The organism is Polynucleobacter aenigmaticus (assembly GCF_002206635.1).
Taxonomy (GTDB): Bacteria; Pseudomonadota; Gammaproteobacteria; order Burkholderiales; family Burkholderiaceae; genus Polynucleobacter; species Polynucleobacter aenigmaticus.
Genome location: NZ_NGUO01000017.1, coordinates 1 through 14,000, shown reverse-complemented (window position 1 = coordinate 14,000; position 14,000 = coordinate 1). Strand labels below are relative to the sequence as shown.

The following is a 14,000-nucleotide window of genomic DNA, read 5'->3' as shown; positions in this document are numbered from 1 at the left end:
AGAAGGTTTACCTCTCGCCAATATTGGATCTGTATAACCAAGAGATCGTCTCTTATGAGATCGCTGATAGACCTCAGATCCGCTCGGTGATGGAGATGCTCAAAAGTGCTTTTAAAAGACTGGGTAATAGTGAGCAACCTATGCTGCACTCAGACCAAGGCTGGCAATACCAAATGGGGATTTATCAACAGGCTTTGAAGGTACAAGGTCTTAGCCAAAGCATGTCTAGAAAAGGCAACTGTCTGGATAACGCAGTCATGGAAAACTGGTTTGGGATTATGAAAACCGAGTTCTTCTACCAAAAGAAGTTCTCAGATGTTCAATCATTTAAAACGGAGCTTAAGGACTACATCCACTACTACAACCATGATCGAATCAAGGAAAAACTAAAGGGATTGAGCCCGGTTCAATACCGAACTCAATCCCTCGTGCTAACCTGATTAAACTGTCCAACTTTTGTGGGTCAGTTCATAACTAAGGGCTTTTTTATTGATAGCGTCTAATTTAGACGTTGAACAAGAAGTTCAGTACGTCGCCATCCTTAACAACGTACTCTTTGCCTTCGGCGCGCATCTTGCCAGCTTCTTTTGCACCAGCCTCACCCTTAAATTGCACAAAGTCTTCAAAAGCAATGGTTTGCGCACGAATAAAGCCACGCTCAAAATCAGTATGAATCACCCCAGCAGCTTGGGGAGCGGTGTCACCTTTGTGAATTGTCCAGGCGCGAACTTCTTTAACGCCCGCAGTAAAGTAGGTTTGTAAGCCTAATAATTTATAGCCTGCACGAATCACGCGATCCAAGCCAGACTCTTCCATGCCCAAGTCAGCCAAAAACTCAACTTTGTCAGCATCATCCAAATCAGCGATTTCTGCCTCGATCGCAGCACAGACTGCTACTACTGGGGCGCCTTCTTTAGCTGCATGCTGGATAACAGCATCTAAATGGGGGTTATTTGTAAAGCCATCTTCTTTTACATTGGCGATATACATCGCTGGTTTTGCTGTAATTAAGCAAAGCGGCTTTAACAGAAGATGTTCATCTTCAGTGAGCTTCATGCTGCGTACTGGTTGCGCTTGGTCTAGGTGCGCCTGCACCTTAGTGAGCACCTCCACTAAAGCTGCTGCTTCTTTGTCATTGCCCGACCTTGCAGCCTTACCCGAGCGATGCAGTGTTTTTTCAACAGTCGTTAAGTCAGATAAGGCCAGCTCGGTATCAATCACCTCAATATCAGAGATCGGATCAATTTTCCCGGCTACGTGAATGACATTGGCATCCTCGAAACAACGCACCACATGGGTAATAGCATCAGTTTCCCGAATATTCGCTAAAAATTGATTTCCCAAGCCCTCACCTTTGGAGGCTCCGGCCACCAAACCAGCAATATCGACAAATTCGACAGTTGCAGGCAGGATGCGCTCAGGCTTCACGATCTCAGCCAAAGCGGCAAGACGGGGGTCAGGAACCTCAACCACACCCACATTTGGCTCGATCGTGCAGAAAGGATAGTTTTCCGCCGCGATTCCGGCCTTAGTAAGCGCGTTAAAGAGGGTAGATTTGCCGACGTTAGGCAGGCCGACGATGCCACATTTCAAAGACATAGCCGTATTGTAAAGGCGCTTGTTTCGATATCATCGAGATATGTCAGAAGTTCGCCAAAATACTACCGCCAAATTGCCTAAAAATACCTCCCAAATACGAATAGTCGATGTCGTAGTGGTAGGCGGAGGCATAGCAGGTAAGGCTTGCGCCTTAGGTCTAGCTCAACTTGGACTTCAAACAATCCAAATTGCGCCTGACTTAGATCAAGCCGTTCCCGCTCCGCAGGGGAGTGAATGGGGCCAGCGTATTTACGCCTTTTCTCCTGGTACCCAGAAATTGCTGGCCCATTTGCAGGTGTGGGATGCCATTGATCACAGTCGCATGCAGGCAGTAAGAGACATGAGAATTTTTGGCGATCGCGGAGAAAAGCACGATCAACTCCATCTCTCTGCCTTTGAAGCAGGGACACCCCAGCTAGCGTGGATTGGCGAATCGAATGTCATTGAGCACACCCTTGATCAAGCCTCGCGCTTTCAAAGCAAATTAGAGCGAATCACCGATGTAGTGGAAAGCATTGAAGTGGATTCCGCCGGAGCAATCTTGCGCCTCAATAATGGGTCTGCCTTACAGGCGCAGCTGGTGATTGCTGCTGATGGCGCTAACTCCCCTATTCGCACTAAATTGGGGATTTCAGCAAAAGAAGAAAGCTACTCACAAAGTGCTGTGGTTGCCAATTGGATTTGCACTAATGCACATTTAGACACTGCCTACCAATGGTTCTTACCAGGTGGCGATATTGTGGCGATGTTGCCATTGCCAAATAAACAAGTCTCTATGGTCTGGTCAACCTCACCAGAAAATGCTGCAGAACTTTTAAAACTAGATCAAGCGGTCTGGTCTGAAAAATTTTCTTTGATTGCTAATGGCGCAATAGCCAAGCAGCTTGGAGTGCTTACTCTCAACTCCACACCTGCCGCATTTCCACTCAGAAGAATTCGTGCAAGTCGCTTTATTGGTCCAGAAGAAAATCCTAAGGTAGCCCTCATTGGGGATGCCGCCCATGTCATGCATCCCCTAGCAGGACAAGGCTTAAACTTAGGCTTAAGGGATGTTGCAACACTACTCAATATTCTGAGTAAGCGAGAATCCTTTAGATTGCCAAACGATAAAGTCTTGTTGCGTCGATATGAACGTCAACGCCAAGGCGACACTAGCGCCCTGCTCTGGGTAACAGATAAGCTCAAGAAACTATTTTCAGCAAGTAGCGGCACTGAAAAGCAATTGCGTAATTGGGGCTTAGGTATAGTCAATCGTAGCCACTTTATTAAACGGCGCCTAATTGAACGCGCTCTCGGAGATATTGATTTTGAATAAACTCTTTTACACTATCGCGCTAATGAGCTTCCTTGCCCATTCCATAGGAGCCGTTAACGCGCAATCAGAACAGCAAATCAGATCCGATCTGCAAAAGAAGCTTGGCTCAAACACCAAAATCAAAAGTGTTTCTCCCTCACCTATTTCTGGCGTATATGAAGTGCTGGTTGGTAATGAAGTTTTTTATACCGATGCCAATAGCAAATATTTAATTCAAGGGGAAATTATTGAGATTGCTACAGGGAAAAACATTACCGAGCAAAAGCAGGCAGATCTCAATCGCATCAAATGGTCTGAACTCAACCCATCCAATGCTTTAAAAGCGGTGCGCGGTAATGGCAGTCGACAGTTAGCGATTTTTTCTGATCCCAATTGTGGTTACTGTAAGCGTTTGGAAAAATCTCTACAGCAATTAGATAACGTCACAATCTACACCTACCTCATTCCCATTCTCTCGCCAGACTCTGCGCAGAAGTCTAAACAAATTTGGTGCTCCACTGATCCGCAAAAAACATATATTGACTGGATGATTAATAGCATTACACCGAGCGGTAAAAGTGACTGCACTACTCCGCTAGATAAAAATATGGCCTTTGCTAAAACCTATGGCATTACAGGCACACCCACCATCTTCTTTACGGATGGCAGTCGCTTTCCAGGTGCCGTACAAATCACCGATATTGAAAAGAAATTTGGTAGCCTGAAGTAATAGGCAATACTGATGAATAATTTGAACACTTCTGATCTGCCTGCAATCCAATACACCATCTGGTCTGCAGATCTGCATGGCCACCGCTTTCATGTGAAGTTGCGAATCGAGAATCCATTACCCGGCGGACAGATTCTACAAATGCCCGCATGGATTCCCGGCAGCTATCTGATTCGGGATTTCAGCAAGCAAATTGAAACCATTGAAGCCTTTGCGCTTGAGAATCCTAATGAAGCTCTGAGCCTAGAGCGCATCGACAACGACCAATGGCGCCTACCCAAAGTAGCCGGCCCTGTGGAAATTCTGACTACGGTCTATGCATTTGATTCTTCTGTACGTGCCGCTTATCTCGATACTGAACGTGCGTTCATTAACCCAAGCAGCTTATGTTTAGCAGTTAAAGACCAAGAATCTTTTCCGTGTGCGCTGATTTTGATTCCCTCAAAAGAGGCTTCTGCCAGTCATTGGACTGTTCAGACTGGACTGCGTCCAGCGAAAGTGGATAGTCAAGGTTACGGATTTTATCTAGCCAAAAACTATGATGATTTACTGGATCATCCGATCGCGATGGGTGAGTTTCAGATGGCGCATTGGAAATCTAATGGCGTATCACATAGTATGGCCATTCAAGGTTGCATTCATGAAGTTGATCTCGAGCGTTTAGCGATAGATCTCCAAGCAATTTGCACTTGCACGATTAATTTATTTGAACCTAAGACTAAGGCAGCCCCCTTCCAGAATTATTTATTTTTGGTCAATGCGGTTCTTGCCGGGTATGGCGGACTTGAGCATCGTAATAGCACAGCACTGCTTTGCCGACGCGATCAGATTCCCCAAATCAATACCCCGTTAGATGAAACGGCTTATCGTGAGTTTTTAGGTCTTTGTAGCCATGAATACTTTCATGCTTGGTTAGTCAAACGGATTCAACCCAAAGCCTTTCAACCGTATCGACTCGATCGCAGAAGCCATACGCAATTACTTTGGTTGTTTGAGGGCCTTACGAGTTACTACGATGATCTGCAACTCTTGCGCAGCAAGCGGATCGATCTCAAAACCTACCTCAAGCTAGTTGCAAATAATTGGAATGGCATTCTGAGAGGACCAGGAAGGCTCAAGCAAAGCTTAGCGGATAGCTCCTTTGACGCTTGGACCAAGTACTACCAAGCCGATGAGAACACGCCGAATGCGGTAGTAAGTTATTACGGCAAAGGCGCATTGCTCGCCTTGGGCTTAGATCTCAAAATTCGTGCATTTACCCAAAATCACCAATCACTCGATGATGTGATGCGGGCAATCTGGCAAAGGCATGGCATCACGCTTGAGGGTATTGCTGAGGATGGCTTAGATGGGATCATTCTCGAGATACTTGGTGGTGGATTTGCAAAAACTTGGAACGAATTCAAGTCCCGTTACATTTTTGGTGTGGAAGATATTCCAATTCAGAAATGGTTACCGGACTCTATTACCGTCAAACCAAAATCCCAAACCAAGCTTGAGAAAATCAAATTGCAATTGGGATTACGCCATAGCGATATCAATGGCTGGTTAAAAGTAACGCATGTTCTTGATGGTGGAGCTACTCAATTGGCAGGCCTAGCTGCCGGAGATCTTCTGGCCAGCATCAATGGTGAGCGTATTACCCATGCTCGTTGGGATAAGGTTTTATCTAGCCTTATTTCCGAACAAGTAATTCAGATTTGTTTTTATAGAGATGATTTAGAGCATGAGTGCATGACCGTGTTGGAGGATAAACAAATTCCAACCCAGTACACACTCACTTCAGCCGAGTAATGCATTCGTTTTCTGCTGCGGATATTCCCGAGGATTGGCGTGCTCTACTCGGTGACTATTTTGAATCTAAAGAATGGCAAGAGCTACAGACCAAGCTGAGAGCTGAATTGAATCAAGGTGCAGACCAAGTCCGCCCTGAGCCACACAATTTCTTCAAAGCGCTAACCCTCACACCACTAGCCAAAGTCAAGGTGGTGATTTTGGGGCAAGATCCATATCACTCCCCAGGGCTCGCTCAGGGGCTGGCTTTTTCTATCCCCAGCAACATTCCAACCAACTCGCGTGCATTTCCGAGTTCACTGCGTAATATCAGCAAGGCACTCTCTTTAGAGGGATTTGGCACCCTTCCCAATGGTGATCTTCATAGCTGGGCTGAACAAGGTGTATTACTCCTGAATACGGCTCTCAGCGTCAAATTAGGTTTTGCAGGTAGTCATGCCAAGCTTGGGTGGAAATCCTTGATTGATCGAATGATTGGCGCCTTAGCGCAGCAAAAGCCCGATCTGGTGTGGATGCTTTGGGGTGGCCATGCTCAGTCCAAGCTACCGCTCATTGAGGTTGGAGCTAATCAATTGATTTTGCAGTCTTCACATCCATCAGGGCTAGGGGTCTATAAAACGGATCGACCCTTTCTGCAGCCCAGTGGAAAAGCGAGTTGCGGGCACTTCAAGAAGGCTAATGATTGGCTAGTGAGGCACCGAGAAACTTCTATTATTTGGGTTATCCCAAAGGAGCAAAACCCCGATGCCACTCCTCAAGCTACCTTATTTGATTAATTACCTTACCGTTGCTGCATAAAGGCCGCCAGCCAGACAAGACGCGACAATTGCGCTCAGCCACTCCAGCATCTGACCTGATTGAAAAAATCCAGCAAATTGCCCTAAATAGGAGCTGGCTAGGGAGGCCATAAAGCCGATAAGAATGGCTAATAGAAGCTTTTGGAAGCTAGGCTTGGATTTGCGCTGTCCTGGATAAAAAACCCAGGCAAACACACCAGATAAGCCGCCGATCACCAGAAAAGCCAAAAACCCCATTGCTACCCCCATTGTTGCGGCCATCAAATCTATAATCACCATTATGAAGTTGTTGACACTCGGCATCAATCATCACACAGCGCCGGTCGCCATTCGGGAAAAGGTCGCCTTTGACCCTGAATTTCTTCAAGAAGCGTTGCACGATCTTCGCCAACATCTCGTTGGCGCGAATCAGGCTGGGCTGCCCGAGGCCACCATTCTGTCGACCTGCAATCGTACCGAGCTGTATTGTGCCGCTAATGATGCTGATGCCGCGAGCCTGCTGCATGAAGCAACCTTTGATTGGCTAGCCAAAACCCAAAAACTCGCACCTAGTAGCTTAGAGCCCCACATTTACTCACTTCCACAATCGGATGCAGTACGCCATGCTTTTAGAGTGGCTTGCGGATTAGATTCCATGGTGATTGGTGAAACCCAAATCTTGGGTCAGATGAAAGATGCTGTTCGTACTGCCAATGATGCAGGCGTCTTAGGCACTTATCTCAATCAACTCTTTCAAAAAACTTTTGCTGTTGCCAAAGAAGTACGCGGCTCCACAGAAATTGGTGCGCACTCAATCTCGATGGCGGCTGCCTCGGTTCGCCTAAGTGAGCGGATCTTTGAAACCATTTCTGATCAACGCGTATTGTTTATTGGCGCGGGTGAAATGATCACTTTGTGCGCAACGCATTTTGTAGCGCGCAAGCCAAAAGGTGTTGCCATCGCCAACCGCACGATTGAGCGCGGTCAAGAATTGGCGGACTCAATTTCGATTCAGGATGTTGAGGCAGAGTCATTTAAGCTTTCCGAACTTCCATCACGACTACACGAGTTTGACATCATCGTTTCCAGCACCGCCTCTTCGCTTCCTATCATTGGCCTAGGCATGGTGGAGAGCGCATTGAAGCAACGTCGCCATAAACCCATGGTCATGATTGACTTAGCAGTCCCTCGTGACTTTGAACCAGAAATCTCCCGACTAGATGATGTGTATCTCTACACAGTGGATGATTTAGGTGTGATGATTCAGACTGGCGCTTCATTACGTCAAGCCGCAGTAAGTCAGGCTGAGGCCATTATTGAAGATCGTGTTGGTAATTTCATGCACTGGATGCAAGGTCGAAAGACTGTACCGCTGATTCAGGATATCCAGCAACAAGGTGAGCATCTGAGACAGCTCGAACTTGATCGCGCTATGAAACGACTGATGCGTGGCGATGATCCCCAAGAAGTTCTTAATGCAATGGCGCAAGGCTTAACTAATAAGTTCTTACATGGCTCACTACATGCTTTACAACATTCCAATGGCGCTGAGCGTGACGCCCTGATTAAGTTGCTTCCTAAATTATTCGCCTCGCACTCCAAGCCAGAAGACCATTAGATGAAGCCCAGCATGCGGGCTAAGCTAGACCACCTAGACACACGCTTAGCCGAACTCAATTCCCTATTAACTACCGAAGAGTCCACGAAAGATATGGACAACTATCGGAAACTCACACGTGAGCATTCTGATATTGCAACGGTAGTGGAGCAATTTGGCTTATACAAGCAAGCTGAGGCAGATGCGCAAGCTGCAGAAGAGATGCGCAAAGATCCTGAGATGAAGGACTTTGCTGATGAAGAGCAAAAACAAGCTCAAGCCACCATGGAAGATCTTGAAGCTGTTCTGCAAAAGCTTTTACTACCAAAAGATGTCAACGACGAACGCAATGTGTTTTTGGAAATTCGTGCGGGCACTGGCGGTGATGAAAGCGCCCTCTTTGCTAGCGACCTTCTCAGAATGTATACCCGCTTTGCTGAGCGCCAAGGGTGGAAGGTTGAAGTGGTTAATGCTGCCGAGTCTGATCTTGGTGGCTATAAAGAGGTTGTCTTACGTTTAGTGGGTCAATCCGTTTATTCACGACTCAAGTTTGAATCTGGTGGTCACCGTGTTCAACGCGTACCCCAAACAGAAACTCAGGGACGTATTCATACTTCGGCCTGCACAGTAGCGGTAATGCCAGAGGCTGATGAGCTTGAAGCTGTGAAAATTAATTCCGCTGAATTACGTATTGATACCTTTAGAGCTTCAGGTGCCGGTGGTCAGCATATTAATAAAACGGATTCTGCAGTACGTATCACCCACTTACCTACGGGTACAGTCGTTGAGTGCCAGGATGACCGTAGCCAACATCGCAACCGAGACCAGGCGATGAAGGTGTTGGTATCCCGCATCATGGATGCACGTGAACGCGAGAAGCATCAGTTAGAAGCCCAGACCAGAAAGTCTTTAGTTGGCACTGGGGATCGTAGTGATCGCATTCGTACGTACAACTTTCCGCAGGGACGTATTACCGATCATCGCATCAACCTGACGCTTTACAAGATCGATGCCATGATGGATGGCGATCTCGACGACCTTTGCAATGCTCTTGCTTCTGAACACCAAGCAGAACTCCTTGCAGCACTTGGTGACAGCTAATACAACTGGGATGAGTGAGAGCCAGTCTTTACGTTTGTTATTAAGCAATTGTTCGTTGCCAGCCAATGAAGCCCGTATCCTACTGGCACATGTTCTAAAAAAGCACTACCAACTACCTCGCTCAGCCTTGCTGTCACGCGATGACATGGTGCTTAATGAAGCAGCAGGTGCCGAGTGGGAAGCCCTGGCATCCAGAAGGATAAATGGCGAGCCCATTGCCTACATTCTGGGCAAGAAGGGATTTCACAATATTGAATTATTCGTTGCGCCGGGCGTACTCATTCCACGCCCTGAAACTGAACTATTAGTAGACATTGCTCTTAGTGAGATCACCAAACTCAACCAGCCTGCCCAGGTTCTGGATCTAGGAACGGGCTCCGGAGCCATTGCGCTTGCAATTGCGAGTGCAGCCCCGATAACTTCCGTGATTGCAACGGATCAATCAGCCGAGGCTTTGGCCATTGCAAAACAAAATGCTCAATTGCTCCGCCTCACTAATCAAGTCGAGTTTGCGCAAGGTAGCTGGTATGAAGCTTTAGATCGCAACAGTCTGTTTGACATCATTGTGAGTAATCCACCCTACATAGCTGATCGGGATCCCCATCTCACCCAAGGGGACCTCAGATTTGAACCCTCATCTGCCCTTACTGATTACGCTAGCGGCCTAAGTTGCCTAGAGGTGATTATTGCCGGGGTAGATCAATACTTAAAGTCTGGCGGTTTAATCGCTGTAGAGCATGGCTTTGATCAATCTGAGGCCGTTGTTCAACTCATGCAAGTTGCCCATTTAACCGATATTCAGGTGTACCTAGATTTGGCAGGTCACTGCCGCGTTGTCTCTGGACGAAAAAGGCTCTAAAAGCCATAAAGGGGATTAACCTTTTTCTCCAGATAGCTTTAAAATTACCCTTATCTCAGAAACACATCAACATCGACTTACAGAACACCTTCAGGAAAAAATTATGGATGCCCAAGCAAAAATTCAAGAAATCATTTCTAGCCATTCCGTTGTATTGTTTATGAAGGGCAATGCCCAGTTTCCACAATGTGGCTTCTCAGGCAATGCGATCAATATTTTGCGCTCAAGCGGTGTCGAGAATCTTCATACCGTGAACGTTCTAGAGGATGAAGAAATTCGTCAAGGCATCAAGCAATTCGCTAACTGGCCAACTATTCCTCAGCTCTACATCAATGGTGAGTTCATTGGTGGCTCAGACATCATGACGGAAATGTTCCAAAGTGGTGAGTTGAAAAAGCTTGTACAAGCCTAATTACACAAAATCTGCATAGATCATATTTGTGACTTTTGACTTAAGCTCTCTGCTTCTTTTTGGCCTGCCATTGGGTTTATGTGCAGGCCTTTTTGTTTATGCACTGAACTTACGCTCTACCCTGCATAGCGTAGAGCAACAAAACTTAACAGAAGCCGCTTTAACCATCGGTCTACGAGCAGAGCGTGATCAAGCGCTACAAAATGCAATTCGCCTTGAGGCGGCATTAGACTCCGAGCGAAAACAAGGTCTTGGCAGAATTGAGTCTCTTAACGAAGCCAAAGAAGCCCTTACCAGTCAGTTTAAAAATCTTGCCAATGAAATTCTGGAAGATAAATCAAAGCGCTTTACTGAGCAGAATGTAGCGAACTTAGACGCACTGCTTAAACCGCTTCAAACTAAGCTGACTGAATTTAAGGAACAGGTCAACACCTCCTACGGCAATGAAGCGCGTGAACGTTTTGCACTCAAGAGTGAAATTGAGCGACTCGCCAATCTCAACTTGCGCATGTCAGATGAAACCCGCTCCCTTACCAAAGCACTCAAGGGTGACTCCAAGGTCCAGGGTAATTGGGGTGAATTGGTTCTCGAATCGATCCTTGAGTCTTCTGGACTTCGCAAGGGTGAAGAATATCTTGTGCAAGATAGCCATACTCAAACCGACGGCTCACGCCTGCAGCCAGACGTTGTGGTCAAACTACCAGAAGGCAGGAGCCTGGTAGTCGATAGCAAGGTTTCTATCACGGCTTACTCACGTCATGCTGAGGCCTCAGACCCAGCTGTCGCTGAGCTAGAGTTGACTGCCCATATTCAGTCACTGCGCCAGCATATTCAAGGGCTATCCAGCAAGAACTACAGCTCACTATATGGCGTTGGCTCTGTAGACTTCGTGCTGATGTTTGTCCCAATTGAACCAGCTTTTTTATTAGCACTTAAAACTGCTCCCAATCTTTATCAAGAAGCCTTGGCTAAAAATATTGTGCTGGTCTGCCCAAGTACTTTGATGGCCACTCTTCGGACTGTCGCGCATCTATGGCGGCAAGACCATCAGAATCGTAACGCGCTAGAGATTGCCAAGCAATGTGGCACGCTCTATGACAAGTTTGTTGGCTTTGTTGATGATCTTGAAAAACTAGGTCAACGTCTAGATCAAGCGCAAACCAGTTATCACGATGCTTTCAACAAACTGAAGTCTGGTAAAGGCAATCTCATTCGCACTGCGGAGAAGGTTCGTGAGCTTGGCGTTAAACCGAGCAAAAATTTACCCATACCCTTGGTTGAATCGTCCACAGATTCAGAATAAAAATTGACTGATACCAGCACATCAGCAACACAAGCCTCATCGCATTCGTACAGAAAAGTTGCTATTGCAGCCTGCTTTGGAACTTTTTTAGAGTGGTATGACTTTCTGACCTTCGCTACTCTGGCGGTAGTCTTTGGGCCCCTCTTCTTTCCCTCTAGCGATCCCAGCACAGGCTTATTAGCTAGTCTTGCGACCTTTGGGGTGGGCATGGTGGTGAGGCCTGTAGGAGCAGCAATTTTTGGGAGTATTGGAGATCGCATTGGTCGTCGCCCCGTCTTTATGATTACGATCACTCTGATGGGTATTGCAACCGTCTGCGTAGGATTCTTGCCAACCTATAGTCAAGTCGGGATCTGGGCACCTATTTTGCTAGTTGCCCTAAGACTGCTTCAGGGCATCTCTGCAGGTGGAGAAATCGGCGGTAGTGCTGTCTACCTTACAGAGCATGCTGGAGATATCAACCGCGGCTTTAAGACCAGCTTCTTGCAACTCATGGGACCGCTTGGTATCTTGGTTTCAACACTGCAGATTGCTTTATTACAAAGCTACCTAACCCCTGATGAATTTCTATCCTGGGGCTGGCGAGTGCCGTTTTGGGTTTCGCTCATTCTGCTATTACTAGCGTTCAAAGCCAGGATGGCTTTAGAGGAAACGCCAATCTATTTGCAATTGAGTAAATCAGATACTCAATCCAAGAGCCCGCTGCGAGATAACTTCAAGGATCCAGAAACTAGGAAGAGAATGTTTCTTCTTTTTTTCTGTATCTCTGCTGGCGGTGCAGTGCTATTTTTCTGTGTGCAGGTTTACACCTCGATCTTTCTGAAAACTTCCGTAAAGCTTGCACCCCAACTTGTAGATCAATTGAGTGTTTATGCCACGATTGCATTGCTCCCACTGACCATCTTTGCGGGATGGCTCTCAGACAAGATTGGCAGAAAACCAGTGGTTGTTAGTGGTCTTATTTTGGGGGCAGCACTTATCTTGCCAGCGTTTCACTTATTACAAAACATTGGGCGGGAAGTAATTGAAGATAGCGCAACTTCAAGGATAATAATCATCCTCATATTGATTGGATTATCAGCAATTCTGGCACTAGTAGTGGGCCCACAAACTGCACTACTTGCAGAGCTCTTCCCAGCTAAAACCAGAAACAGTGCGGCAATGCTTCCACACAACTTAGCAGCCGGATGGATTGGCGGCCTTCTTCCGCTTATTGTGACTTGGCTAAATCAAGAATGGGGAAACAATATTGCCGGGCTTTGGTACCCAACTATTTTCTTGGCCAGTGGTGCGGTTGTAGCACTATTTTATCTGCCTGAAACAAGAAAAATCGATCTTCGCAATTAATGCACAGCTTAAGGGTGACCCACCTTTAATTGATCCACACAAAATGAGGGGCTAAGGTAAGAAATTTTTTCCGGTTATCTGCGCTTGCTCGGAACCGATATCCATCTTAAAGGCTATGATCCATAGGTCAAAATTACCAGGCCTTCTGCCCCCAAAAATTTGCTTAAAGCCTGCCTCTAAAAATACTTCAGCCAGAACTGAATATGTGAATCCACATTTATGCGCCATAAAGTGGTTTCCCTGCCCTATAAACCCTCGATGACCATACAAAATATCTATTGGGGCAATTGGTCCCGCGGGAGACTCGTAAAGAGGTTCAAGTAATTTATTTTAGGCAACAGCTTCACATACCGACTGCAAGTCTGGGCAAGTTAGTACAACAATGCCATCCGGCTTTAAAACTCTATAAAACTCAGACAATGCTACTGGGACCTCATGTGGAAAGATGTGTTCGATATTATGTGATGAAAAAATTGCATCTACACTTTCCGAAGGCACCAACACCATATCAGTTAAAGTACCTTCTATATCAGGGCTGACTTTAGGGTCTATATCAAAACGAATTTCCTGCCAATCATCAGAATTAAAACCTTTTAATTGGGTTTTATACTGAGGTCCACAACCCACATGAAGAAATTTTTTCATTATTTAGCTTTATATTCAATTGACATCAGGTTAAATGCATACCCCATCTTTTTGAGGGGTTAGTTTATGTGCTCGGGAGGTAGCCCATTGACGCATCTTTGATGCACTTTTTCATAGGCTAACTCTAAATTTCGGGTAAAGAGTTGAGTATCAAATAAGGGCGTTGCAAGACGATTCTTAATCAACTTAGCCTTAATTATCTCAAACTTCTTTGGGTTATTTCCCAAATCAATAGCAAGTAATTCATAGGCTTTTTGTGAATCTGCAACTAACTCAGGCATCCCAATGGCATGTAGAATACTGGCACCCATCCGAGAAGAAAAAGATTTCCCAGTGAACGTTAGCACTGGTAAGCCAGCCCATAACGCATCACTTGCAGTTGTGCCGGAATTGTAAGGCGACGTATCAAGGAATAAGTTAGCTGCCCGATAGCGGGCAAGATATTCCTCTCTAGATAAACGTCCTGCAAAAATTAGACGGTCACCACTAACTCCCCGCACCTCAATCTCTCGAGATAAATTTATTTTAACTTCCTCATTGTCA

At 46.2% G+C, this 14,000-nt stretch carries 15 protein-coding genes; 11 read left to right on the top strand and 4 right to left on the bottom strand.

Annotation, left to right across the window (positions count from 1 at the left end; genetic code table 11):
- Positions 1–440: IS3 family transposase (locus CBI30_RS09700; protein WP_143744385.1), on the top strand; the 440-nt coding region annotated here is incomplete at its 5' end.
- Positions 441–504: 64 nt separating this feature from the next.
- Here the strand turns inward: CBI30_RS09700 and ychF are convergent.
- A complete protein-coding gene (gene ychF / locus CBI30_RS09695) occupies positions 505–1,599 on the bottom strand; it encodes a redox-regulated ATPase YchF (protein WP_088528097.1) in 1,095 nt (364 codons plus the stop codon).
- Between the two features lie 40 nt (positions 1,600–1,639).
- Here ychF and CBI30_RS09690 point away from each other — a divergent pair, with 40 nt between their 5' ends.
- The 4 genes from CBI30_RS09690 to CBI30_RS09675 are packed head-to-tail and all read left to right on the top strand — an operon-like array spanning position 1,640 to position 6,193.
- Positions 1,640–2,914 (top strand): FAD-dependent monooxygenase, encoded by a 1,275-nt coding sequence (locus tag CBI30_RS09690; protein WP_088528096.1) that lies wholly within the window; start codon positions 1,640–1,642, stop codon positions 2,912–2,914.
- Entirely contained in the window at positions 2,907–3,623 is a 717-nt protein-coding gene (locus CBI30_RS09685) for a DsbC family protein (RefSeq protein WP_240553564.1), read from the top strand. Before CBI30_RS09690 ends, CBI30_RS09685 begins: the two co-directional genes overlap by 8 nt.
- Positions 3,624–3,635: 12 nt before the next feature.
- Positions 3,636–5,417, top strand: coding sequence for a M61 family metallopeptidase (locus CBI30_RS09680; RefSeq protein ID WP_088528095.1), 1,782 nt, complete (start codon positions 3,636–3,638; stop codon positions 5,415–5,417).
- Positions 5,417–6,193: a uracil-DNA glycosylase gene (locus CBI30_RS09675; RefSeq protein ID WP_088528094.1), complete on the top strand. Its 777-nt coding sequence runs from the start codon at positions 5,417–5,419 to the stop codon at positions 6,191–6,193. Before CBI30_RS09680 ends, CBI30_RS09675 begins: the two co-directional genes overlap by 1 nt.
- Here CBI30_RS09675 and CBI30_RS09670 read toward each other — a convergent pair whose 3' ends face one another.
- On the bottom strand, positions 6,194–6,475 hold the full coding sequence (locus CBI30_RS09670; RefSeq protein ID WP_088528100.1) for a hypothetical protein: 282 nt from the start codon (positions 6,473–6,475) through the stop codon (positions 6,194–6,196).
- A 19-nt stretch (positions 6,476–6,494) separates the two neighbouring features.
- Between CBI30_RS09670 and hemA the strand changes: the two genes are divergently transcribed.
- The 6 genes from hemA (at position 6,495) to CBI30_RS09640 (ending at position 12,812) form a co-directional block, all read left to right on the top strand.
- The gene (hemA, locus tag CBI30_RS09665) at positions 6,495–7,811 is read left to right on the top strand and encodes a glutamyl-tRNA reductase (RefSeq protein WP_088528093.1); all 1,317 of its coding nucleotides are present in this window, start codon (positions 6,495–6,497) and stop codon (positions 7,809–7,811) included.
- On the top strand, positions 7,812–8,891 hold the full coding sequence (gene prfA, locus CBI30_RS09660; protein ID WP_088528092.1) for a peptide chain release factor 1: 1,080 nt from the start codon (positions 7,812–7,814) through the stop codon (positions 8,889–8,891).
- A complete protein-coding gene (prmC, locus tag CBI30_RS09655; RefSeq protein ID WP_240553563.1) occupies positions 8,881–9,750 on the top strand; it encodes a peptide chain release factor N(5)-glutamine methyltransferase in 870 nt (289 codons plus the stop codon). Before prfA ends, prmC begins: the two co-directional genes overlap by 11 nt.
- Before the next feature lie 103 nt (positions 9,751–9,853).
- Positions 9,854–10,162 carry a Grx4 family monothiol glutaredoxin gene (gene grxD, locus CBI30_RS09650; RefSeq protein ID WP_088528091.1) on the top strand — a complete coding sequence of 103 codons (309 nt, stop codon included), beginning with the start codon at positions 9,854–9,856 and terminating at the stop codon, positions 10,160–10,162.
- 28 nt (positions 10,163–10,190) lie between these two features.
- Positions 10,191–11,465 carry a DNA recombination protein RmuC gene (locus tag CBI30_RS09645; protein WP_088528090.1) on the top strand — a complete coding sequence of 425 codons (1,275 nt, stop codon included), beginning with the start codon at positions 10,191–10,193 and terminating at the stop codon, positions 11,463–11,465.
- 3 nt (positions 11,466–11,468) lie between these two features.
- Positions 11,469–12,812, top strand: coding sequence for an MFS transporter (locus CBI30_RS09640; RefSeq protein WP_088528089.1), 1,344 nt, complete (start codon positions 11,469–11,471; stop codon positions 12,810–12,812).
- A 330-nt stretch (positions 12,813–13,142) separates the two neighbouring features.
- Here the strand turns inward: CBI30_RS09640 and CBI30_RS11235 are convergent, their stop codons facing one another.
- Together CBI30_RS11235 and CBI30_RS09630 are read right to left on the bottom strand one after the other, a co-directional pair.
- Complete coding sequence (locus CBI30_RS11235; protein ID WP_206075625.1) at positions 13,143–13,457, bottom strand: class I SAM-dependent methyltransferase; 315 nt, start codon at positions 13,455–13,457, stop codon at positions 13,143–13,145.
- 59 nt (positions 13,458–13,516) lie between these two features.
- Positions 13,517–14,000: O-linked N-acetylglucosamine transferase family protein (locus tag CBI30_RS09630; RefSeq protein WP_476704256.1), on the bottom strand; the 484-nt coding region annotated here is incomplete at its 5' end.